The organism is Litchfieldia salsa (assembly GCF_900104555.1).
GTDB classification, from domain to species: Bacteria; Bacillota; Bacilli; order Bacillales; family Bacillaceae_L; genus Litchfieldia; species Litchfieldia salsa.
This window is the reverse complement of the sequence record NZ_FNJU01000002.1, coordinates 349807-374797: the sequence shown is the minus strand read 5'-3', so window position 1 is coordinate 374797 and position 24991 is coordinate 349807. Positions and strand designations below refer to the sequence as shown.

General features: G+C 35.7%; 15 protein-coding genes. 14 read left to right on the top strand and 1 reads right to left on the bottom strand.

Annotation, left to right across the window (positions count from 1 at the left end; all coding sequences use genetic code 11):
* The first annotated feature begins 276 nt into the window (after positions 1-276).
* From BLQ56_RS05640 to BLQ56_RS05580, 13 genes are all read left to right on the top strand, one after another.
* Entirely contained in the window at positions 277-1599 is a 1323-nt protein-coding gene (locus BLQ56_RS05640) for an extracellular solute-binding protein (RefSeq protein ID WP_090850801.1), read from the top strand.
* Between the two features lie 262 nt (positions 1600-1861).
* Positions 1862-2740 carry a carbohydrate ABC transporter permease gene (locus tag BLQ56_RS05635; protein ID WP_090850799.1) on the top strand — a complete coding sequence of 293 codons (879 nt, stop codon included), beginning with the start codon at positions 1862-1864 and terminating at the stop codon, positions 2738-2740.
* Between the two features lie 51 nt (positions 2741-2791).
* Positions 2792-3646, top strand: a complete 855-nt coding sequence (locus tag BLQ56_RS05630) for a carbohydrate ABC transporter permease (protein WP_238457195.1) — start codon at positions 2792-2794, stop codon at positions 3644-3646.
* 39 nt (positions 3647-3685) lie between these two features.
* Positions 3686-5806: a glycoside hydrolase family 52 protein gene (locus tag BLQ56_RS05625; protein WP_090850795.1), complete on the top strand. Its 2121-nt coding sequence runs from the start codon at positions 3686-3688 to the stop codon at positions 5804-5806.
* A gap of 261 nt (positions 5807-6067) precedes the next feature.
* The gene (locus tag BLQ56_RS05620; RefSeq protein WP_090850793.1) at positions 6068-6799 is read left to right on the top strand and encodes a DUF2161 domain-containing phosphodiesterase; all 732 of its coding nucleotides are present in this window, start codon (positions 6068-6070) and stop codon (positions 6797-6799) included.
* Positions 6800-6877: 78 nt separating this feature from the next.
* Positions 6878-9076: a DNA topoisomerase III gene (locus BLQ56_RS05615; protein WP_090850791.1), complete on the top strand. Its 2199-nt coding sequence runs from the start codon at positions 6878-6880 to the stop codon at positions 9074-9076.
* 200 nt (positions 9077-9276) lie between these two features.
* Entirely contained in the window at positions 9277-11196 is a 1920-nt protein-coding gene (locus BLQ56_RS05610; protein ID WP_090850789.1) for a glycoside hydrolase family 127 protein, read from the top strand.
* A gap of 53 nt (positions 11197-11249) precedes the next feature.
* The gene (locus BLQ56_RS05605) at positions 11250-12410 is read left to right on the top strand and encodes a serine hydrolase domain-containing protein (RefSeq protein WP_175490212.1); all 1161 of its coding nucleotides are present in this window, start codon (positions 11250-11252) and stop codon (positions 12408-12410) included.
* Positions 12411-12706: 296 nt separating this feature from the next.
* Positions 12707-14479, top strand: a complete 1773-nt coding sequence (locus BLQ56_RS05600) for a methyl-accepting chemotaxis protein (protein WP_238457180.1) — start codon at positions 12707-12709, stop codon at positions 14477-14479.
* A gap of 208 nt (positions 14480-14687) precedes the next feature.
* Positions 14688-17669 (top strand): EAL domain-containing protein, encoded by a 2982-nt coding sequence (locus tag BLQ56_RS05595; RefSeq protein ID WP_175490191.1) that lies wholly within the window; start codon positions 14688-14690, stop codon positions 17667-17669.
* A 416-nt stretch (positions 17670-18085) separates the two neighbouring features.
* A complete protein-coding gene (locus BLQ56_RS05590) occupies positions 18086-19063 on the top strand; it encodes a LacI family DNA-binding transcriptional regulator (RefSeq protein WP_090850785.1) in 978 nt (325 codons plus the stop codon).
* Positions 19064-19240: 177 nt separating this feature from the next.
* Complete coding sequence (locus BLQ56_RS05585) at positions 19241-20674, top strand: sucrose-specific PTS transporter subunit IIBC (protein WP_090850784.1); 1434 nt, start codon at positions 19241-19243, stop codon at positions 20672-20674.
* A gap of 116 nt (positions 20675-20790) precedes the next feature.
* Positions 20791-22260, top strand: coding sequence for a glycoside hydrolase family 32 protein (locus BLQ56_RS05580; RefSeq protein WP_090850782.1), 1470 nt, complete (start codon positions 20791-20793; stop codon positions 22258-22260).
* A 174-nt stretch (positions 22261-22434) separates the two neighbouring features.
* On the opposite strand, the gene BLQ56_RS05575 is transcribed toward BLQ56_RS05580, so the two are convergent.
* Positions 22435-23847 carry an aminotransferase-like domain-containing protein gene (locus BLQ56_RS05575; RefSeq protein WP_090850780.1) on the bottom strand — a complete coding sequence of 471 codons (1413 nt, stop codon included), beginning with the start codon at positions 23845-23847 and terminating at the stop codon, positions 22435-22437.
* Between the two features lie 108 nt (positions 23848-23955).
* On the opposite strand from BLQ56_RS05575, the gene BLQ56_RS05570 reads away from it, so the two are divergent.
* Complete coding sequence (locus BLQ56_RS05570) at positions 23956-24909, top strand: DMT family transporter (protein WP_090850778.1); 954 nt, start codon at positions 23956-23958, stop codon at positions 24907-24909.
* The last annotated feature ends 82 nt before the right edge of the window (positions 24910-24991 follow it).

Genomic DNA, 24991 nt, shown 5'->3' with positions numbered 1-24991 from the left:
GTTTTAGACATAACATTGAAATGTTAGTTACAAGCAGGCTGAATACACGTAGACTCCAGCGGGATCAGTGGCCAAAGTGAAACCCCACAGGAGCATGAGCGACGAGGAGGCTCACTGGTCACCCGCCGGACGCGAAGTGTATTCAGCCTGCGGTTTTAAAAGAAATGAACCCAATTCTAAAAATAAGAGTATTTTCCACAATCGTAGGTACCTTTTTTGTAAGCGGTTCAATGATAAAATTTAAACTGTAGTAAAACAAAAAAGGGGGATTCACACATGAAAAGGAAAGCGATTTCATTCATGGTTTTGAGCATGATCATCTTATCTCTAATTCTTTCTGGATGCTCGGGATCAAGTTCTAGTAATGGAAATGACAATGGTAGTGAAGGAAAATCTGACCAAGTTACATTAAAGTTCATGCATTTATGGCCTGCCGGAAGTTCAAAGCAACATAATCAAATCGTAAACGATATCGTAGCCGAGTTTGAAGAAGAAAATCCAGGTGTAAAGGTTCAATTAGATATCTTATCTAATGAACAATATAAGGAAAAACTAAAGGTTTTATCTGCATCAAACGAACTACCTGATGTAGGTTTGACATGGGCAGCAGGTTTCCTTGAGCCATATGTAAATGGTAACATGTTTGCACCATTGAATGATGTATTAGATGCTGGATTAAATGAATCATTTATTTCAGGTACAACAGAAGCATATGCCATTGATGGCACAACATATGGTCTTCCACTTGAGTTAAATATTGCTCCAATTTACTACAATAAAAAGATTTTTGCTGACCATAATCTAGAAGTTCCAGAAACATATGAAGAATTTAAAAATGTTGTTAAAACACTTGCTGATAATGGTGTAACTCCAATTACTGTTGGTAATAAGGATCGTTGGACTGGATCAATGTGGTATATGTACCTTGCTGATCGATTTGGCGGACCGGAAACATTAACAAATGCAATTAACCGTACAGGTACATTTGAAGATCCAGCTCTAATCCAAGCTGCACAAGAGATTCAAAGTTTAGTAGATATGAATGCGTTCGTAAAAGGATTTAACGGATTATCAAATGATGAAGCGAAAGGTCCATTTATGAACAACCAAGCAGCCATGTACCTAATGGGGTCATGGGAGCTCCCGAACTATACAACAAATGAAGATGTACCACAAGAATTTAGAGACTCAATTGGATTCTTTAAATTCCCGACAGTTGAAGGTGGAAAAGGGGATATTAACAGCTTTGTTGGCGGACCGGGTGTAGGATTATTCGTATCAGAAAACTCAAAGGTAAAAGAAGAAGCAAAGAAATTTGTAACTTTCTTTGTTGAAAAGTGGGGAGAGCGTTCTGTAACAGATGCAGGTGTTATTCCAGCAACAAAGGTTGATACAGCATCAGTGGATCTTCCACAAATGTATATCGATGTTTTAGACGAGTTAGCAAATGCAAGTAACATTACTCTTTACGCAGATGTACAAATGAGTGCAGGAGTTGCGAACGAACATTTAAATATGATTCAATCACTGTTCGGTAAACAAATCACTCCTGAAGAGTTTGCGAAAATGCACGAGGAAGCACTTGCTAGTGAAGAATAAGAGATAGGATAGATCGTATGAAAAAGACATATCTAACGTTTCTGGTATGTCTTTTTTTATAAGGTAAGAAAGTATAAAATTTTGAACTCGATTTTAGTGTCTAGCTCCAGCGCCTAGCCCCTCGGGGTCATAAGTCAAATCACTTTAGAAATCAAGATTTCCTGCGTGATTTGCCTTATGCCTGTCGGGGCTGAACAAGGCGCTTGCGCTTTTCTTATAATAGAACTAGATTTGCACGTTAAGAAGGGACTGAAACAACCTTATGAATAGAGTAATGTCTAACAAGACGGTTATTGCTTTATATGTACTCCCAGCACTATTGATCCTCATTACATTAATTTATGTTCCGATTATTATGACAGGTTATTATGGTTTAATGAAATGGGATGGCATTGGTGAAATGACATTTATTGGTTTAGCCAATTATACAAAGCTACTGAAAGACACGATGTTTTGGGATAGCGCCTATCACTCATTTCTTCTAGCTATTTTTTCTACATTTAGTTTAATAGGATATTTAATAATCTCTCTGATCCTCGCTGGGAAAATTAAGGGAGCTAATTTCTTGAGAAAAATTTATCTCATTCCGATGCTTCTTTCTTCAGTTGCCATTGCTCAACTATGGTTGAAAGTATACCATCCATCAAACGGACTTATTAATAGTTTGCTTATGACCTTTGGTGTTGATAATCCACCTGCATGGCTTGCAGAGCCCAATTTAGTGTTACAAGCACTCTTTGTTCCAATTATTTGGCAATATGCAGGTTTTTATATTTTAATCTATTATGCTGCACTAAAGAATATCCCAGAGTCCCTAGTAGAAGCTGCGAAGATTGATGGAGCAAATCCATTACAAATTGCATGGAAAATAAAAGTCCCACTAATTGCAGGGGTCATTAAAGTAACTGTTGTACTTGCAATTGTAGGATCATTAAAATATTTTGATTTAATTTATGTGATGACAGGTGGAGGGCCAAATGGTTCTAGTGAAGTCATGGCTTCTTATATGTATCAAAAAGCATTTGGGTCCTATGACTTTGGCTACGGGAGTGCAATTGGTTTCTTCTTACTACTCATTTGTTTAGTACTTACTTGGCTAATCCGAAAAGTAACAGAAACAAAAGATGAAATTCAATATTAAGGAGGCTGGCAAGTGATGGAAATTCAATCAAAACAACAATTAAATAAAAAAATGCCGGTACCTAGAGAAAGAGGAAGGCTTTCTAGACGCCTTGGTAATATTGTTCTATATTCTGTTTTAGGGATCATTGCAGCATTACAGATTTACCCATTAATTTGGTTATTCTTTTTCTCTTTAAAAGGGGATGCTGAAATTTTTAGTAATTCGCCTTTTGCATTACCAGAAAGTCCAAAATGGGAAAATTATGTAACAGTTTGGTCCCAAGGGAATATAGATTTATATTTCTTTAATAGTATTCTGGTTACAGTTTCTGCTGTAGTATTGACCGTTTTATTGGCAAGCTTTGTTACGTTCGCAATTACTCGAATGCAATGGAAATTGAATAAGCTAGTTCTTGGACTGTTTATGGTTGGAATTATGATTCCAGTTCATTCAACCTTAATCCCGTTATTTCAATTTTTCATGAAGATTCATTTAATTGATCATCCGTTAGCGATTATTCTTACCTACACGGCATTTAATCTACCATTAACAATAATGATTTTATTAGGTTTTTATTACACATTACCACGCGAGGTAGAGGAAGCTGCTGTGATGGATGGGTGCTCGGTTCATCGGATTTTCTTTCAAATCACATTGCCGATGACAACGCCAGTGTTATCAACAACGGTTATCATTAATATGATTTATAACTGGAATGAATTTGTGTTTGTTAATACATTTATTAGCTCTGACTCATATAAGACCCTTACAGTAGGGATTCAAAACTTCATTGGACAATATGCAACCGACTGGGGAGCAATTGGTGCTACTTTAATGATAAGCATTATCCCCATCTTAATTATGTTCTTCTTCTTAAGTAACCGTATTGTTGAAGGCATAGCAGCTGGTTCTGTAAAAGGTTAAGTGAAATAACTCGATCATTATAAGAAAGTTGGGGGAAAAATGCCAAAAAATATCTTTTTTAATGCACATCACTCACCAATAGGTGCCTATTCAAGTTTTACTCTTGGATTTCCAGGTAGTGGAGGTGGACTTGATTTAGAGCTAGGTCGATCACCTAAAAAAAATATTTACGTAGGTGTCGAATCTATCGATCGAGATGGGATTTACGAAGCTCTCCCGTTTTTTGACTATAGTGAAGATGATAGTAAACGATATGATATTGAAAATCCTGATCCAAATCAAAATAAACCACAAATCATTTTTCCTTTTGCCCGAGAGAAGATTGATAGAGACTTTCAACTTGGATCGGACACATGGAGTGCTGGTGATTTAATCTTTAAACTATATTCACAGGTTCAGTCTGTACCAGACCCATCGAACGCACCAAAAGACGAATTGAAAATGACACTGGTGCCGGCAATTCTAGCAGAACTAACAATTGATAATACAAAAGGAACAAAAAGTCGTCGCGCTTTCTTTGGGTATGAAGGTAGTGACCCATATAACTCCATGAGAAGAATGGATGATACTTGTGAACTATCAGGTATCGGTCAAGGTCGACTGACAGCTATAACTTCATCAGATCCAGATGTAAAATCTGCTCTTCATTTCAGCTTGGAAAATATTCTGACAACACCTTTTGAGGAAAATTGGACATTTGGTCTTGGTCCAATTGGCTCGATGATCATGGATGTTCCTCCTGGTGAGGTTCGTACGTATCAATTTGCTGTAAGCTTCTATCGTGCTGGGTTTGTTACTGCAGGCTTAGATACAAGTTATTATTACACCCGCTTCTTTAAAGACATAGAAGAAGTTTCAGTGTATGCCTTAAGCCATTTTGAAGAAATTGTAGAAAGAGCAGTTTCTGCTAATAAGCTTATTACAGATGCAGAGCATTTGTCAGAAAATCAAAAATTTCAGCTTGTTCACGCAATCCGAAGCTATTATGGTTGCACTCAGTTACTAGATCATGGTGGTGAGCCATTCTGGGTAGTTAACGAAGGTGAATATCGAATGATGAATACCTTTGACTTAACTGTCGATCAACTTTTCTTCGAAATGAAGATGAACCCATGGACTGTGAAAAATGAATTAGAAATGTTTGTGAAGAGATTTAGTTACCAAGATGGTGTCAGGTTCCCAGATGATGATCATGTTTATCCTGGTGGTTTAAGCTTTACACATGATATGGGTGTAGCAAATACAATTTCCAGACCAGAATACTCGTCATATGAATTATATGGTTTAGATGGATGTTTCTCACATATGACCCATGAGCAATTAGTCAACTGGGTGTTATGTGGGGCTGTGTATTATGAACAAACAAAGGATGAAGAATGGTTAATAGATAACTTGCCAACTTTTCAACAGTGCTTTGAAAGCATGCTAAATCGAGATCATCCAATTCCTGAAAAAAGAAATGGAATTATGGGGCTAGATTCAACTCGTTGCATGGGTGGAGCTGAAATCACAACATATGATAGTCTAGATGTTTCATTAGGTCAGGCAAGAAACAATATTTATATGGCTGGTAAGTGCTGGGCATCTTATCTCGCACTTGAGCGTATATTCGCTAACAAAGGGCTAACAGAATATTCTAGACAGGCCGGTTCACAAGCAGAAAAATGTGCAAATAGTATTGTAAGCCATGTAACTCCTGATGGATATATTCCAGCAGTTGTGGGAGAAGGAAATGATTCGAAAATTATTCCTGCCATCGAAGGTTTAATCTTCCCGTTTTTCACTAATTGTAAGGAAGCTTTAGACCTGAATGGTCGCTTCCATGAATATATAAAAGTATTAAAAACACATTTAGAAACGGTTTTAGTAGATGATGTGTGTTTATTTGAAGATGGTGGTTGGAAAATCTCATCAACAAGTAACAATTCATGGCTAAGTAAAGTCTACCTGTGCCAATTTATAGCAAGAGAAATCCTTGGGTTAGAATGGGGCGAAAAAGGTGCAAAGGCTGATGCAGCACATGTGGAATGGTTAACACATCCTACATTATCTGTATGGAGTTGGAGTGACCAAATCATTTCAGGAGAAATTACTGGTAGTAAATATTACCCGCGAGGTGTAACAAGTATTCTATGGTTATTAGAGGATAAGAATAAGTAATAGTAGAAGATGTTGAGCCAATCATATGATTAGGCTCTTTTTTTCATAAGGTAAGAAAGTATAAAAGTTTAAACTTAGTTTTGGTGTCTAGCTCCAGCGCCTAGCCCCTCGGGGTCATAAGTCGAATCACTACGGAAAACAAGATTTCCTGCGTGATTCGCCTTATGCCTGTCGGGGCTGAACAAGGCGCTTGCGCTTTTCTTAATCTTCATACTCCTATACAATATGAAGGAATGTATTAAAGAATTGCAGGTGTTTTTCGTGAGTGAAAAAAAGAAACTACTAGAAGTAGATTTATATAAACCTATTCAAAGATATTTTGTAAAACAAGGATTTGAAGTGTATGGTGAGGTTAATGATTGTGATTTAGTTGCCATGAAAGAAGAAGAGTTGGTTGTAGTAGAACTAAAGAAAACGTTAAACATTGAACTTTTGGTACAAGGAGCTAAGCGTCAGAAGCTGACGGATCAAGTCTATATTGCAATACCTAGAGGAAAACAAAATTTTCGTTCAAAAAAGTGGAAGGACATTTGTCATTTAATACGGCGTTTAGAACTAGGGTTGATTCTTGTTTCTTTTTCTGGAAATCGCGCAAGAGTAGATATACATCTTTATCCTACACCATTTGATCAAAAGAAAAGCTATAGTCAAAATAAGCATAAACGAAATTCACTAATCAAAGAAGTGAATGGACGAAGTGGTGATTATAATATAGGTGGAAGTACCCGTACAAAAATTATGACCGCCTATAAGGAGAACTGTATCCAAATTGCCTGTTATCTAGAAAAATATGGACCATTATCTCCGAAAAAATTAAGAAGTCTTGGAACAGGTGAAAAAACATTGTCGATCTTAAATAAAAATTATTATCGTTGGTTTGAGAAAGTTAGTAGAGGTGTCTATGAAATTAATGACACAGGTAAGCAAGAGGTAAATCAATTTCCCGAGTTAGTTGAATATTATCAAAGGAAGCTACTTGAAGAACAAAACTGATAACTTGAGTAATCAGTTTTTACTGATAAATATGATATAGTAGTGGTTAATGATTGGTGAGGAAGGATGTTTTACAATATGAAAAAAAGTGTTGTTCTTGCAGAGAAACCTTCAGTTGCACGTGATATTGCACGTGTATTGAATTGTCATAAAAAAGGAAATGGATTTATAGAAGGAGACAAATACATTGTTACTTGGGCTTTAGGACATTTAGTGACATTAGCTGATCCAGAGACCTATGATGATAAATATAAGACATGGAAAATCGAAGATCTTCCTATGTTGCCTAATGATTTAAAGCTAGTTGTGATTAAGCAAACAAGTAAGCAATACCATGCAGTGAAATCACAGCTAATTCGTAATGATGTTGGGGAAATCATTGTGGCTACAGATGCAGGAAGAGAAGGGCAACTTGTGGCAGATTGGATTATCAAGAAGGCAAAGGTGAATAAGCCTACAAAGCGTTTATGGATATCCTCGGTCACTGATAAAGCGATTAAGGAAGGTTTCGGGAAGCTTAGAAATGGGAAAGAGTTTGAAAACCTTTATCTTTCAGCTGTTGCGCGGTCTGAGGCAGATTGGTATGTAGGTTTAAATGCAACAAGAGCGCTAACGACTAAACACAATGCCCAACTATCATCTGGGCGTGTCCAAACGCCAACTCTTGCAATCATTGCGAGAAGAGAGGAAGAAATTAAACAATTTGTTCCTAATCCATATTTCGGGTTAAAAGCTTTAACAAACGAAAAATTAACACTTACTTGGCAAGATGCAAAAACCAATGATACTAGGATGTTTTCAAAGGAAAAAGCGGATCAGCTTCTAAATAAAACAAACAAAAAACAAGCGAAGGTTACAAGTGTTGATAAAAAACACAAAAAAAGCTTCGCACCCCAACTATATGATTTAACAGAACTACAAAGAGATGCGAATAAAGCTTTTGGTTATTCAGCAAAAGAAACTTTGTCGATTATGCAAAAGCTTTACGAGCAGCACAAAGTGTTAACCTATCCTAGAACAGATTCTAGGTTTTTATCTTCTGACATTGTCGATACCTTAAAAGACCGAATCAAGGCTAGTGGGGTTGGACCTTACACGAAGCTTGCTCATAAAATTGTACAAAAGCCTATTAAAGCAAACAAATCATTTGTCGATGATACAAAGGTTTCTGATCACCATGCAATTATTCCAACAGAGGAGACTGTATTTCTTGCAAAGATGTCTGATAAAGAACGAAAAGTCTATGATTTAGTCGTAAAACGGTTCTTAGCTGTTTTGTATCCTGCCTTCGAATATGAACAAACAACGTTAAAAGCGATGATTGGCGAAGAAACCTTCACTGCCAAGGGGAAAATCGTTATCAATATGGGGTGGAAAGAGGTATATGAGAATCGGTTTGAGGACGAAGATGAAGGCGATGATCTGAAGGAACAATTGTTGCCGAAAATTGAAGAAGGACAGACACTAACAATCACTTCAGTTACTCAAACAAAAGGTGAAACGAAACCACCTGCGAGATTTAATGAAGCAACATTACTTTCCGCTATGGAAAATCCAGCGAAATACATGGCTAGTGAAAATAAAGACTTAATTAAAACCATTGGCCAAACAGGTGGACTTGGTACGGTTGCAACAAGGGCCGATATTATTGAGAAGCTCTTCAATTCCTTCTTAATCGAAAAGAAGGGAAAAGACATTTTCATGACATCAAAGGGAAAACAGCTTTTAGATTTAGCTCCCGAAGACTTAAAGTCACCTGCACTAACTGCTGAATGGGAACAGAAGCTTGAAGCAATTTCTAAAGGCAAACTAAATAAAAATGTCTTTATGAGTGAAATCAAAAGCTATGCCAAAACCATTGTGCATGAAATTAAAAATAGTACACAGAGATTCAAGCATGACAACCTGACAGGTTCGAAATGTCCGGATTGTGGAAAGCCGATGCTTGAGGTGAATACGAAAAAAGGGAAAATGCATGTTTGCCAAGATCGCGAATGTGGACATCGCAAAAATATTTCAAAGGTTACCAATGCTCGTTGTCCACAATGTAAGAAAAAGCTAGAACTTCGTGGACAAGGTGAAGGTCAAATGTTTGCATGTAAATGTGGACATAGAGAGAAACTTTCTACTTTTAATGAGCGAAAGAAAAAAGAATCCAACACAAAAGTTTCAAAAAGTGATGTAGCTAAATATATTAAGAAACAGAATAAGCAAGAAGAAGAGCCATTTAATCCGGCCTTAGCCGAGGCTTTGGCAAAACTGAAGCTAAATAAGTAATAACAAGTGATTGAGGGCTTTCCGACAAGTAAAGGTACTAGCCATTACTTAAAGGAAAGCCTTTTTTTAAAAAGTATATTTTCAAAATGGCCTTAATATATTCTGGTGAAAGATTTATACATTTGTTAATATAATTATAAAATAACTAATTTATAACTGTAGAATATGAAAGCGTTTTATTTGAAAGGGAGGTATAGTTAATGGCAAAAGTAGGACAGCACAAAGAAAAGAAAACAGTGATTACGGATTCATTCTGGAGCCCCTTAATTGAATTAATTACAAAGAAAACAATACCATACCAGTGGAGAGCACTAAACGATGAAATAGTTGGTGCACCCCCTAGTCATTCTGTAGAGAATTTTCGAATTGCGGCCGGATTATCCAATGGTGAATTCCATGGAATGCCTTTTCAAGATAGTGATGTAGCTAAATGGATTGAGGCAGCTAGCTATAGTCTAATGCATTTTCCTGATGATGAATTAGAGGGGAAAATTGACCAATTAGTTGATTTGATTACTGCTGCACAGCAAGAAGATGGTTACATAAATACTTATTATACAGTTGCTAAGCCTGATCAAAAGTGGACTGACTTTTCTCATGGGCATGAGCTATACTGCGCTGGTCATTTAATTGAAGCTGCTGTCACCTATTATGAAATTACGGGTAAGGAAAAGTTTCTTACCACTGTTTGTAGGTTTGTAGATTATATCGTTTCGATATTTGGAGAGGAGGAAGGTAAGAGAAAGGTATATCCAGGACATGAGGAAATAGAGCTAGCTTTATATAGACTGTATAAGGTGACAAAAAATCAAGATTATTTAAATTTATGTAAGTTCTTTATTAATGAGAGAGGGAAGCAGCCTTCGTTTCTTTCAGAAGAAGTCACATTAATTGGTGAAAGAGATCGCTGGTTTGGTTTAGATTATCACCAAGCACATCTACCTGTACGTGATCAAAAAACAGCACATGGACATGCTGTTCGTGCGATGTACCTATACGCTGGAATGGCTGATCTCGTAATTGAAACAAGTGATTCTGAACTCAAAGGTATTTTAGAACAATTATGGCATGATGTAACTACTCGTAAAATGTATATTACTGGTGGGATTGGGTCGCAAGGTCATGGTGAGAGATTTACATTTCCTTATGATTTACCTAATGATGTCGCCTATGCAGAAACATGTGCTTCGATTGGGCTAATGTTCTGGGCAAAGAGAATGCTAGAAATAGAGACGGATCGATCTTATGCGGATGTTATGGAAACAGCACTTTATAATGGTGTATTAAGTGGGATATCAACTGAGGGGACAAAGTACTTTTATGTAAATCCTCTTGAGGTGGTTCCTGCTGCAGTCGAACATCGATATGACCATAAACATGTTGAACCAGAAAGAGTAAGTTGGTTTGGATGTGCCTGTTGTCCACCTAACATAGCAAGATTAATCACATCACTAGGACAATATATTTATACAATTAGAGAAACTAGTCTAAATGTTGATCTATATATTGCAAATGAGACTGAAATTGAAATGAAAGGAACGAAAATTCATCTTGGGTTAAATACAAACTATCCATCAACAGGAGAAGTTGTCTTGGATATAAACACAGAGGAAAAAGTAGAGTTTGACTTGTATTTAAGAATTCCTTCATGGTGTAGGAACCATGTAGTAAAGGTAAATGAACAAGATGTAGATGTTGAGTTTGATAATGGTGGCTATATTATAATCAATCGTGAATGGAAACGGGGAGATCAGGTCACTCTAAGCCTCTCGATTGAGATAGAAAAGGTTCGAGCAAATCCTTTAGTAAGAGAAAATAATGGGAAAATAGCTCTAAAACGTGGACCGGTTGTGTATTGTTTAGAACAAGTAGATAATGGACAGAGTTTATCGAATCTGTTTATTCATAGACATGCAAAACCTCTAATTACTAATGAATTTAATAGTTTTGAAGCTATTGAGATAAAAGGCGTGAAAATTGATGAAACAACATGGAACGGAAAGCTATATTCATCAGATGAAAATGTGTTCAATGAAACAACAGCAAAAGCGGTACCATATTGGTATTGGGGTAATCGTAATAAGAGAGAAGAGATGCTAGTTTGGATTAAGGAAATCTAGTAAATCAATAGAAGAATTTTATTTGAAAAAGGAGAGAATTCACATTGCATACAATGCAAAGGCTTCATCCATTATTAAAAAGTTTCGTTGAAAAAGGACCTGCAGGTTGTTCATTGGCTGTGATGCATCAAGGTAAACTAGTTTTTGAGGATTATGTAGGTTTTGCTGACAAGGATTTACAAAAACCCGTTACTGAAGAAACAATCTTCCGAATTTATTCGATGACTAAAGTGGTTACTTGTACTGCTGCACTTATGTTATATGAACGAGGCTACTTTCTTCTTAATGATCCTCTAGAGGAATATTTACCTGAATTTAAAAATCCAAGTGTTTATAGGTTAAATGAACAAGGTGAATGGATTGTTACACCAGCGAAAAAATCGATATTGGTGAAAGATCTTTTTACAATGACCTCTGGTTTAACTTATGGTGGAGAAGGTGATGAGTCAGAACGACAAGTAAGCAAAGCATTAAGTGAATTAAATGATAGAGATATGTATGGAGAGAAAGCGACGGTTCGAAATTTATCAAAGCTCCTTGCTTCTATCCCCTTGGCGTTTGATCCAGGCTCACAATGGCGTTATGGATTCAGCCATGACGTACTAGGTGCTTTAATTGAAGTTTTATCAGGAAAAAGTTTTAGTGATTTTTTAAATGAGGAAATCTTTAAACCACTTGAGATGCTAGATACGTTCTTTAAAGTTCCAGATGATAAGCAACACCGTCTAGCTGCAATTTATGATAGAAGTGAAGATGGAGTACTAATCAGAAACGAGAGTATGGATAGACAATTTCACCCTAACTCAACATTCGAATCAGGTGGGGCTGGGCTATTATCCACTTTAAAGGACTTTAGCAATTTTTCACATATGTTGGCTAATGGGGGAGAACTAAACGGGGTTAAAATCATAGGAAAGAATACGATTAGTCTTATGGGCACAAATCATCTCCAATCTGAGCAAATGAAACAATATAATTGGGATTATCTTGCTGGTTATGGTTACGGCCTAGGAGTTCGAACAATGATAGATCCAGCAGTTGGTGGACTTAATAGTTCTATTGGTGAATTTGGTTGGTCCGGTTTAGCTGGTACATGGATGTTAGTTGATCCAAAAGAAAAATTATCTGCTGTTTATATGCAGCAGATGCTACCTAATTTTGAAGCTTATCATCAACCAAGGCTCCGAGCGGTAATTTATGGAGCCTTAAATTAAATTTGGCTAAGTGGCTATCTAAGGTATACCTTAGATAGCCTTTTTTATTTATTTAGAAATATTTACCTCTCACAAAAAGTTCATTTATAGAAAACTTGTACGGACATTTTGTCGATTTTTGTTGTAATTTGATTCCGATTTATACTATTATAGATTATGAAGTTAATATATTTAATTAATATACATATCAGATGGAAGGGTGAGTATTCAACGAAAAACATTTATGAAATCGCTTTCAGTTTTTTGTGTTTTTTGATAGTGAATATTATATATGTACGTACAAATGGGGGATTGTCATGAGAGAAAAAACAGACTATTTGAGGAAAATGAGAAAAGCTATTTCTTTTTTTAAAAGAAAAAGAGTCAAAAACGATATGATAAAGAATTTTAACATTGGCAAAAAATACGGTTTAGTTATGGCTATTATCTTTCTTTTATTTGGAATGTCCACTATATATGTAACAAAGCTTATTACTGAAATTGGTGATAATGTAGAGGCTCTAGACCGAAGGGCAGACCGAGCAATGAACATTGCCGAAATGAATAATTTGACCCAATCGATGGGTTTGAGAATTTCAAATTTTGTCCACTACTCAACTAAAACATATATAAGTGAATATGAGGGATATCTATCTCAGTTTGATTCAATCGCTGAAGAAATAAAGCCAGAAATGGATAAAGAGGAACAGATTACATTGTTTAATCAAATGGTAACTGTTAATGTATCTATTAATCAGAAATTTACCCAAGTAATTATACCAGCGGTAGAAGCTAGTGACTATGTAACAGCGAAAAGAGCAGCTAAAGAGGTGGAGTTGTTACAATTAGAAGCAGCCTCTGTTTTAGATATGCTTCGTGAACTTGTAAATCAAGAGAGCCAGCTTGCGGTTGATCAAGTGGAAGAAAGTCAACGTGTTACACTATTTACTTTAGTTATATCGATGGTTGTTTCAATTATAATTGGAACGATTCTTCTACTCTTATTAAGCAAAATAATTACCCGGAACTTAAACGAAGTTGTTGAGGTTAGTAACAAAATTGCAAACGGAGATCTTACTATACAAAACATTGAATACAATGGTAAGGATGAAATTGGCCGAATTGCTTTTGCTATGAATACAATGAGTGTTAATTTGCGCGAAATGATTCAACAAATTTTTGATATTTCTGAGACTGTTAACAATCAGAGTGAAATACTGACTCTATCTGCAAATGAAGTAAAAGTAGGAACTGAGCAGGTAGCTTCTACTATGCAGGAGATAGCTTCAGGTACAGAATTACAAGCAGATCATGTGAGTAAGCTATCCTTTATGATGGGCACATTTACAGAAAAGGTAAGTGAAGCTAATGAGAATGGCGAACATATATATATGTCTTCTCGAAATGTCCTAGGTATGACAGAAGATGGAACTAGCTTAATGGATGCATCAATAAAGCAAATGACAAAAATAGATGAGATTGTTAATCAAGCAGTACAAAAAGTAAAAGGGTTAGATAAACAGTCTTTAGAAATCTCAAAATTGGTGTCTGTGATCAAAGGTATTGCAGATCAGACAAACTTATTAGCTTTAAATGCAGCGATTGAAGCAGCTCGTGCTGGTGAACATGGTAAAGGATTTGCGGTAGTTGCTGATGAGGTTCGAAAACTTTCAGAGCAAGTTAGGTTGTCTGTAAATGATATAACGATTATAGTAAAAAGTATTCAAGGAGAAACTGATGTTGTTACGGAATCATTAAAAAGCGGATATACAGAGGTAGAAGAAGGTACTAATCAAATCATAACAACTGGAAAAACATTCAACCAAATTAGTCAAGCTGTTACTAACATGGTTACCAATATTCAAACTGTTACAGAACATTTATCTAACTTTTCTACTACCAGTCAAGAAATGAACAATTCTATACAGGAAATTGCAGCTATTTCTCAAGAATCAGCTGCTGGAGTTGAAGAAATTTCCGCAACAACTGAACAATCAAGTAGCTCGATGGAAGAAGTTGCAAATAACGCCAGAGAACTTACCGAATTATCAGAAAGATTGAAAGAGGTAGTAGGCAAATTTAAGTTGTGATTATATGAGACTGAATAGATAGGATTCTTATGATTGGTTAATGTCGTATTTGTCCTATCTTTCATCCAATTAATTGTAAATAGATTTATCAAACATCGGATAAATCAAACCTTTAATCCGCAAAAATGAAAGCGTTTAATAAAGTGGTTGTAAGATAATGATTAGAATTAATCTCTTTTTTAATAATAAAACATCAAGGGTGGAACCAATGAGAACAGAAAAAATAATTGGTGTGTTAACACCTATTTTAGATGGATTTTATTTCGGAAATCTATTAATAAGCATTTCGGAAAAGGCAAGAGAATACGATGCGAAAGTTGTAGTAATAGGGACATCTGCGAGCAACTATTCTCGGATGTATGGTTCAGAGATTGTTGACGGTTGGATTGTTATAATGGATGCTGTTGATGAGCATTATTTAAAAGAGTTAAAAAAACTAGGAGCACCTATTATAGGCATTAACACATTGTTAGATTGTGATATTAAGATTAATATCAATAATGAAGAAATGATGGGAAGCGCTATAGAACATTTGGTCATGCATGGGCATAAACAAATTGCTTATGTCGGTGATTATTATTTTCATGATGCCAAGCGACGTTTCCAAGGTTATGTTAACGCATTAGCAGTTCATGGTATTGATTATGAAAATTCTTGGTTCTATAATACCCAAAAACATAGTATTAAAGAAATTGTTGAAAGAATGGTTACTGCTCAAATACCATGCACTGGTGTTGTTTGTGTAAATGATACTGTTGCTAATGAATTAATTCATTATATTAAACAACATAATCTAGAGATTCCCAATGATCTCGCCATAATTGGATTTGATGATAATCCAACTGCGATCGAGAGTACGCCATCCTTGTCTACAATACACCTACCAGTTTTCGAGGTTGGTGAAAGAGCTGTTTCTGTCTTGTTTGATATATTGAATGAAGAAAATGATACGACCATTTCCTCTCTTGTATCAGCATTTCCAATCTTCCGGGAAAGTTGTGGGTGCCAGAAAGTGTTGAACGAATTACCGTTAAAAAATACTTCTGATACTATTAATTTTTTGAGTAATATGGTATCTCGAAATTTTAATTTAGGACAATTAATGCAATCCTACGATTATAAGGGTCTTACAGAAATGGATTGGTTAAACCATACACCCTTTAGTCAAGTGCTATTAGGGTTGTGGGACAAGAGTCATGAAGGTGAACTTTCTGTAAGTGTGTATGAAAAAAACTCAGATGAAAATAAACATGATATTACTCATTCAAGTAATTGTCTCCCGGAATTATTTCCGTTGAAGGAAATGATACTTAATGACTCTTTTTTAAAAGAGGAGAATGTAATAATTGTTATTCCGATTACTCAAGAAGAAAAAGAATTAGGAGTATTCGGATTCGTAGGCTTATCAGATATTACAACTCAGGTTACTCCGTTAAATATGACCTATCAGCTAGCTAATTTTTTTGCAGCAGCCTTAATTAGAGCCAATATGAATGAAGAAATAAAGTCATATTCTAAACAGCTGGAACTTATATCAAATATTATGTATGACGGAATTTGGGGATTGGACTATAAAACAAAACAATTGTCGATCCGGGGCGGAATTAATAGAACCCTTGGTTATTCAATAAACAACTTTGAAATATCATTATCGAAATTCATTGAATTGATTCATCCCAAGGATTATTTACATGTAAAAGATTGTTTTAAACATCATATTGCGGAAGGAAAACCTTTTGAAGTTGAATGTAGAATTCTTCATACAGAAGGATACTATATTTGGATGTACATTACAGGACAAGCTCTCATAGATACATTTGGAAATGTGAACGAAATAATAGGATCAATAATGGATATTACCGAAAGGAAAAAAGTAGAGGAAAAAATTTATCAATTAGCTTATAAGGATACATTAACAGGGCTCTCTAATCGATTATATTTCGAGGAGAAGTTACCTATTTTACTAGACGAAGCGAAGAAAAATAATGGTAAGGTTGCCATTTTATTATTTGATATTGATCGATTTAAGGTGATAAATGATAGTTATGGTCATCAGACAGGAGATAGATTACTTCGACATGTAGCTAGGAGAGTTCTGGGGATTGCAAAAGAAAGCTATGTTATAGCGAGGTTGGGTGGAGATGAGTTCATTATTGCAATTCCTTTCGATTCAAATTTTGATGAGGTTTATACACTTGGAACGAGAATTGTAACTTTATTGAGAGAGCCTTTTTGTGATGAAGACCGAGAATATCACATTTCGACAAGTCTTGGATTAAGTATTTTTCCTGATAACGGTCTTGATGCAGAAACGATTATTCTACAAGCTGATATTGCAATGTATAATGCTAAATCTCAGGGAAGAAATCGACTCCAGCTTTTTAGTAATGAGATAAATAACCATAACTCCAAGCGTGTTAATATTGAAAAACAATTAAGAAAGGCACTTGAGAGAAATGAGTTCTTAATTCATTACCAACCCCTCTATTCAATGGAAGTAGGAAATATTATTGGTGTTGAGGCATTATTACGGTGGAATTCTTCTGAATTCGGGATGGTGATGCCTATGGACTTTATTCCAGTTGCAGAAGAGACTGGATTAATTATACCTATAGGTGAGTGGGTTCTTGAGGAGGTTTGTGCAACAAATAAGACATGGAGAGACATGGGGTTTCCCGGGGTAAAGATAAATGTCAATATTTCATCTAAACAACTTAATCATACAAACTTCGTACAGTCTATTAAAAATATTCTTGATAAAACCGGTTGTTATCCAAATGATTTATGTCTAGAAATTACAGAAAGTACGATGTTAAAAGATTTAATCTTAAGTAAAAAAATTCTTAAAGAGCTAATAGATCTTGGTCTAAGTATTTCCATGGATGACTTTGGTACAGGATTTTCATCATTATCCTTGTTAAGGGAATTGCCCATCCAAACTTTAAAGATTGATAAATCGTTTATTGATGATGTCACAGATGATATAAAGCGTAGTTCAATTGTTCAAGCAATTATCACGATGTCTCATATCCTGTCTATAAAAGTCGTGGCAGAGGGAGTGGAAAGAGGTGAACAAATGGATGTCCTAAGAGAGTTAAAAGCAGATTACATCCAAGGCTATCACATTAGTAAACCATTACCGGTCCAGGAGATTGAAGAGTTATTTCGGCGGGTACTTGTAAGGAAATAGAAAATCCTTATATTTAAAAGACTGTTTTCTCAAAGTTTGTTGTTTTAGACATATATACTGAAATGACAGTTATAAGCAGGCTGAATACACGTAGACTCCTGCTCAGAACAGTGGCCAAAGTGAGACCCCACAGGAGCAGTAGCGACGAGGAGGCTCACTGGTCACCCGCCGGACGCGGAGTGTATTCAGCCTGTGGTTTTGAAAGCAAGAATCTATACGAAAACAGCAAAAGATTAAATATATGGAAACTTTTCATAATTATCTACAATTGAAAAGCCGTCGGTTGATAACTAAACTTCGGCTTTTTAAATTAATTTATTCATATTTTTTCAATTTCTAATAATAAGGGAAATGATACGATTAGCAGGAAAAAAGTGTATAATTGAGTAAAGGTTGTAGTATACGGAGTTGAGGAAATGCTTACAATTGCAGATATAGCAAAAAAAGCGGGGGTAGCTAAGAGCACTGTCTCGCGTTATTTAAATAATGGTTCAATTAGTGAAGATACAAAGAAAAAAATTGAGCAAATAATGAATGATACAGGATATAGCCCGAATGCTTTTGCTCAAAGCTTAAAAGCGAAGAAAACTAATATCATTGGTACGATTGTACCACGTTTAGATTCTTACGCGACATCACGAACACTTATAGGAATTGATGAACAATTAAGAGAGCAGAACTTTCAAATGCTAGTCTCAAATACAAGTCAAAATTTAGAACGTGAAATTGATAATATTTACACACTTGCCAAACAAAAGGTAGCCGGTATTATTTTACTAGCTACACAAATTACTGATGAACATCTTGAAGCGTTTACTCAAGTAGAAGTCCCAGTTTTATTAGTAGGACAACAACATGAAAAAGTATATAGTTTAATTCACAATGATTTTGAGGCTGCTTATCACTTGGGGAAATATGTACTTTCAAAGGGTCATCGTAAAATTGCTTACCTTGGTGTATCCCAGCAAGATATTGCTGTTGGAATTAATAGAAAAGAAGGATTTCAAAAAGCGGTTAGTGAGATAAGCTGTGATGTACAGTACTATGAGGCTGGTTTTAACATTTCAAGTTCACTAGAGATTGTTCCTACTATCATCGATGAATTTAACCCTTCAATTATCGTCTGTGCTACTGACAATCTTGCAATTGGAGCGATGAAGGCGGCATATTCTAAAGGAATGGATGTTCCTAAAGATATTTCAGTCACCGGATTTGGTGGATATGAAGTGACAGAGATGATGCATCCAGGTGTAACTACAGTTAAATTTTTCTATAAGGAGGCTGGGGTAATTGCAGCTAAAAAGGTATTGAGACTTATAAGAGGTGATGATACTGAAAGATTAACGTTATCAAACTTTGAGCTTATTGAGAGAGAAAGTGTTGACAAAAAATAATCCACTATCATATAATTCAATTATGAAACCGGTTCCTTTTCTGGTTTCATAAAAATGCTTTAATTTGGAACCGGTTCCCGAAAGCGTTTTTTATTTCGATTAATTTGGAACCGGTTCCGTTGAGAGTGTGATATTTTATTATTGGGAAAAATAGAAATTAAGTAGGAGGAGTACAATATGAACTTTAAGGAAGTTGCAAAAGACATTCTTGCTGCACTTGGTGGCAAAGATAATATAAATGCTGCAGCGCATTGTGCAACAAGATTACGACTTGTATTAGAGGATGAGGGAAAGGTTGATCAAGAAAAGCTAGACTCAATGGATGTTGTAAAAGGGACATTTTCAACAGGAGGACAATATCAAATCATTATTGGAACCGGGACAGTTAATGAGGTCTACAAAGAGTTGAGGAAATTAACTGAGCTCTCAGATATGTCTACTAGTGATGTGAAGAGTGCTGGTGCAAAGAAAATGAATCCGCTTCAACGATTTGTTAAAATGCTTTCAGATATATTTGTACCAATTATACCTGCCATTGTTGCAGGTGGATTATTAATGGGAATTAATAACTTATTAACAGCACAAGATTTATTTATAGAAGGACAATCAATTGTTGAAGCAAATCCAGGAATGGTTGATTTAGCTGCGCTGATTAATACATTTGCAAATGCTGCATTTGTCTTTTTGCCAATATTGATTGGGTTCTCTGCTACACAACGTTTTGGTGGTAATGGTTATTTAGGAGCAACACTTGGAATGCTCATGGTTCATCCTGATTTGTTAAATGGTTGGAATTATGGAGCTACATTAGTTAGTGGAGAAATCCCTGTTTGGACTATTTTTGGTTTTGAAATTGAAAAAATTGGTTACCAAGGAACGGTTCTGCCAGTTCTAGCAGCTTCATTTATATTAGCTAAGATCGAAACAACGTTAAGAAAATATGTACCTGCTGCATTAGATATTTTACTTACACCTTTATTATCCATTTTTGTAACTGGATTATTGACTTTTACAGTTGTAGGTCCACTTACACGTTCTGCAGGAAACCTATTAACAGACGGTTTAGTTTGGTTGTATGATTCAACAGGGTTTGTTGGTGGAGCTCTATTTGGTTTAGCATACGCACCGATTGTCATTACAGGAATGCATCATAGTTTTATTGCTGTAGAGACACAACTTCTTGCTGATATAGCAAAGACAGGTGGATCTTTCATCTTTGTTATTGCGGCGATGTCCAATGTAGCTCAAGGAGCAGCAACGCTTGCTGTGTTTGCAACTTCTAGAGATAAGAAACAAAAAGGTACTGCTTCAGCAGCAGGTATTTCAGCACTACTTGGTATTACGGAGCCAGCAATGTTTGGAATCAATTTAAAGCTTCGATATCCGTTCATTGGAGCAATTGTTGGAGCCGGAGTCGCTTCTGCGTTTGTAACACTATTTAAGACAAAAGCAATTGCACTTGGTGCAGCTGGAATACCTGGAATCATCTCGATTCGTCCTGATACAATCCTATTTTACGTAATTGGTATGTTAATCTCTTTTGCTGTTGCATTTATAGTTACATTCATATTGGCAAAAAGAGAAGTGAAAAAGGGACAGAAAGTAGCTTAATAAATATAGCCCTTTTACTATAGAATCTAGCATTATCACAATCTATGTGTATGTCTAGAGAAGAATCGCTAATCTGTTCTCACTTTTTGTTTACAGATTGAAGGAGGTTACAACAATTGGAATGGACAAAAGAAAGCAGATACAGACGATTGGAGCAAGCAAGTAAGTCAGAAATGCATGAACTAACTAGTAAGGTGAATGCTTCTCAATGGAGACAAACCTTTCATATACAACCAACTACCGGCCTATTAAATGATCCAAATGGATTCTCTTTCTACCATGGAGAATATCACTTGTTTTATCAATGGTTTCCACTAGGCCCAGTACATGGGTTGAAATACTGGTATCATACAAAATCAAAGGATTTGGTAAACTGGGAAAATGTGGGGATTGCCATTGAGCCTAGAGAATACTTCGAATCTCATGGATCATATTCTGGAAGCGCAATTGAATATGAAGGGAAACTACATCTGCTTTACACAGGGAATACTCGTGATCAGAACTGGAACCGTAAGCCTTACCAATGCTTGGCCATAATGGATGAATCCTTAAAGATTAAAAAACTTGATGATCCTGTAATATCTAAAGTTCCAGCTGGGTATACAGACCACTTCCGTGATCCAAAAGTTTGGAAGGAAGAAGACAACTTTTACATGATTATAGGTGCACAAAGAAGTGACGAGACCGGCTGCGTTGTTTTATATAAATCTGATAATCTAACTGAATGGGAATTTGAAGGTGAACTAAAAACAGGATTAGAAGATTTCGGGTATATGTGGGAATGTCCTGATTACTTTGAACTTAATGGACTAGGATGTTTGGTGTTTTCTCCTCAAGGTATTTCACCACAAGATGATTTCTTCAATAATATCTATCAATCTGGTTATATTGTCGGGGAAGAACTAAATCTAGAAACTAAAGAGTTTGAACATGGTGAGTTTTATGAGTTAGATCGTGGATTTGATTTTTATGCTCCTCAAACAATGCTTGATGGTAAAGGGCGACGGTTGCTTGTTGGATGGATGGGGTTACCTGAGATTGATTATCCAACAGATTCTGATGGATGGGCTCATTGTTTAACTTTACCTAGAGAATTATCATTAAAAGATGGAAAGCTTATTCAACAGCCGGTGGAAGAACTTCAATTACTAAGGAAAGATGAATTGAGGGTGAACGGAACAATTGAAAATCAAGTTATATCATTTGATGATTTCTCAGGTGATTCCTATGAACTAATCTGTGAATTTTATGCCAATGATGCTGAGGAATTTGGAATTGAGTTTCGGGCGTCAGATGATGAAAAAACGGTGCTGAAATATGATTCCTTAAAGGGGAAGTTAATGCTAGATCGTTCACTATCTGGCGAAGAAGTGGGAAAGGAATATGGAGCGATACGGCAGTGCAGCATGGCTGTAGATAAACTAAAGCTCCATTTATTTGTTGATATCTCATCAGTAGAAATCTTTGTGAATGACGGTCAAGAAGTCTTCACAAGTCGGATCTTTCCTAAAGCAAATAGTAGAGATATTCGCTTTTTTTCAAAGCATGGTACAGTTAAATTCCAAGCAACAAAATTTGACTTCTAAATGTAGGATAAAGAGGAGAGGTACCCTCTCCTCTTTTTTTCTTTGGATAGAATAGGATAGCTACTCCTGCTATATGATAAGTAAGTAGAGAGAACATTAATACTTATGTTCTCTCTACTAGGTTATGTAACGATAAAATTAGAACACTTTAGTAAAGTAAAGAAGGTAATTGTTTTAAAGAGTTCTTAAGCAATAACAAAGCTTTTCTATCCCTTCTTTTAAATCCTTCTCACTCGCAAATGAATAGCTTAATCTAATCCATGAGTGTAATTGATTCCTAGAATCACAGATATGTCCTGGAACAAATGAAACAGATTGCTCCACACACTTTGATAGTAATGCCATTGAATCTATATTTGAAGGTAGCTTTACCCACAAATTTAACCCTCCATTTGGACTTACCCATTTTAATTCACTTTGAGATAGAGCATCTTCCATAATCTCTTTTCGTATCTGCAACGCGATTCTTAGTTTTTCTAGATGCTGCTGCATTCTTTCTGAGGTGAAATAATGGAGAAACATTTTTTGGTTTAGTAAGGGTGTTCCATTGTCAGCTAAAGATTTTGCAGTTAGAAGAATCTTCATGAGTGGCTGCCTGCTTGCAACTACGCCAATCCGCAAACCAGGTGCCACATATTTACTATAACTACTAATATACATGACATATCCACTTGAATCATATGTGAACAGAGGGGCAGGAGGTGCTTTATCAAAGTAGATATCATGAAAGGGATCATCTTCTACAAGTAAACACTTATATTTTTCAGCAAGCTCTACCAATTGCTTACGCTGTTCGGTTGGCACGGTATATCCTGTTGGGTTATGAAAGGTCGGATTTAGATAAAAAAGACGTGGTTTATGCTTTTTCATAAGTTGTTCTACGATGTCCATGTTATATCCATTTTGATAAATATCAACAGTCAAGATGTTGGCACCTTGACCTCGGAATATATCAATGGCTGCACTATAGGTTGGCCTTTCCATAAGAACTGTGTCTCTTGGTTTGATTAATGAATGTGCAATTAAGTTTATCGCTTGTTGTGAACCAGATGTAATTAATAATTCTTCTGGTTCTACATGTAAATTATGTTTTTTTCTGAAGTAGTTTGCTAATGTTTCTCTAAGCTCTTCATCTCCCTGTACTGTTGAATACGTCCCAAGTACTTTTGGATATAAGTCAAAAACCTTCTTCACATATTCAGAGAAATAACGATTTGGCAAAAGGTTGGGATCGATAAGAGCTTGTGAAAATTGAAACTTTACCGGGATTTGATGAATTTCTGACAATGTACTTTTATGTAAGAACGCGTTTTGAATATGATCATCTGTTTGAAGAGTGATCAATGGTGAATGATCCAATATATAATATCCGGATTTATCTTTTACGGTTACCTTTTTGTCAATTTTTAATTGCTGATATGCCTTGAAAACGGTCAAACGGTGAACTTGGAGTATAGAAGAAAGCTCACGAATAGAGGGCAGTTTGTCACCTTTTTTCCACTCTCCTCTTTCCATACGAGTTTGAATGTAATTATATACTTCTTCATAAAGATAAACCGACCTACTCTTACGATGTGAACTCTTCATAGACTCCCTCCTTTTAAATCATTTTAACAGATAAATTTTCAATCTGTTCTGTTTTTATCATCTGTTCTATGTATTGCCAGTTATGATGGGGAGAAAGGAGAGGATTCTATGATTATTATTGGTTATACTGTGATGTGCTTTATCTTTGGAACAACGTTTTTGGCAATTAAGATAGGAATTGATGCTGGTGCAGCACCGTTTATGTCTGCAGGACTAAGGTTTTTTCTTGCCGGGGTGATTATTTATTCTGTTCTGTTTTTTAAGAAGAAAGCTAGATTATCACTTTTATTCCAAAAAGAGATGGTTATAACAGGATTCTGCTTAACCTTCGGAACATTTGCAACTCTCTATTGGGCAGAGCAATACATTTCTTCAGGAATTGCAGCCATATTATCAGCTACTGGCCCTATTATGATCTTGTTGCTTGGAAAATTTGTTTTACGATATAAAACCTCTAAATTGGCAATATTAGGTTGTTTAATTGGTTTTATTGGAGTCATTGTATTACTACTCCCTAGTTTTTCTTTTGAGGTAAGCTTGTTTTGGTTTATTGGGTGTGTACTTATATTAATAGGAGAAATTGGTTATGCGAGTGGCACCCTTTATTCAAGGAACGTTATTGTTCGTTTCAAAGAGACTTCTCCCATTGCATTAAATGCAGCTCAAATGGTTATAGGAGGATTAATGCTGATACTGTTATCATTTTTTACAGAAACGATGACACTAGAGTCATTGGGGTCTTGGAATTCTATAGGATCATTAGTTTATTTAATTATTTTTGGTTCTATGATAGGACATAGTCTTTATTATTGGCTTGTTGCTAAGACAGATCCTTTATTTCCATCGACATGGCTTTATATATCCCCACTAATTGCAATTGTATTAGGTGTTGTTTTTTACCAAGAAAAAATGTCTGGCTTTATGTGGGTTGGAGTTATAACAATTATAATTGGAGTTGTTCTAGTAAATTTTTCGGGATTGAAAATTTTAATAAAGAGGATTAGTAATGTGGGGACTCATTTAATAAAGAAACGGTCACTACAAGTGAAAAGTAGTAAATAAGTTGCTTATCGAATATAGCATGGGTGACTATTAATATTTACAAGGGACTTCAATAAATATTATGATGAATACAGTGTGGCAA

Bases quoted from the DNA above. Each gene is read 5' to 3' on its own strand.
- BLQ56_RS05640 (WP_090850801.1), top strand. From the start codon at position 277: ATGAAAAGGAAAGCGATTTCATTCATGGTTTTGAGCATGATCATCTTA.
- BLQ56_RS05635 (WP_090850799.1), top strand. From the start codon at position 1,862: ATGAATAGAGTAATGTCTAACAAGACGGTTATTGCTTTATATGTACTC.
- BLQ56_RS05605 (WP_175490212.1), top strand. From the start codon at position 11,250: ATGCAAAGGCTTCATCCATTATTAAAAAGTTTCGTTGAAAAAGGACCT.
- BLQ56_RS05625 (WP_090850795.1), top strand. From the start codon at position 3,686: ATGCCAAAAAATATCTTTTTTAATGCACATCACTCACCAATAGGTGCC.
- BLQ56_RS05630 (WP_238457195.1), top strand. From the start codon at position 2,792: ATGCCGGTACCTAGAGAAAGAGGAAGGCTTTCTAGACGCCTTGGTAAT.
- BLQ56_RS05610 (WP_090850789.1), top strand. From the start codon at position 9,277: ATGGCAAAAGTAGGACAGCACAAAGAAAAGAAAACAGTGATTACGGAT.
- BLQ56_RS05575 (WP_090850780.1), bottom strand. From the start codon at position 23,847: ATGAAGAGTTCACATCGTAAGAGTAGGTCGGTTTATCTTTATGAAGAA.
- BLQ56_RS05595 (WP_175490191.1), top strand. From the start codon at position 14,688: ATGAGAACAGAAAAAATAATTGGTGTGTTAACACCTATTTTAGATGGA.
- BLQ56_RS05615 (WP_090850791.1), top strand. From the start codon at position 6,878: ATGAAAAAAAGTGTTGTTCTTGCAGAGAAACCTTCAGTTGCACGTGAT.
- BLQ56_RS05600 (WP_238457180.1), top strand. From the start codon at position 12,707: ATGAGAGAAAAAACAGACTATTTGAGGAAAATGAGAAAAGCTATTTCT.
- BLQ56_RS05585 (WP_090850784.1), top strand. From the start codon at position 19,241: ATGAACTTTAAGGAAGTTGCAAAAGACATTCTTGCTGCACTTGGTGGC.
- BLQ56_RS05570 (WP_090850778.1), top strand. From the start codon at position 23,956: ATGATTATTATTGGTTATACTGTGATGTGCTTTATCTTTGGAACAACG.
- BLQ56_RS05590 (WP_090850785.1), top strand. From the start codon at position 18,086: ATGCTTACAATTGCAGATATAGCAAAAAAAGCGGGGGTAGCTAAGAGC.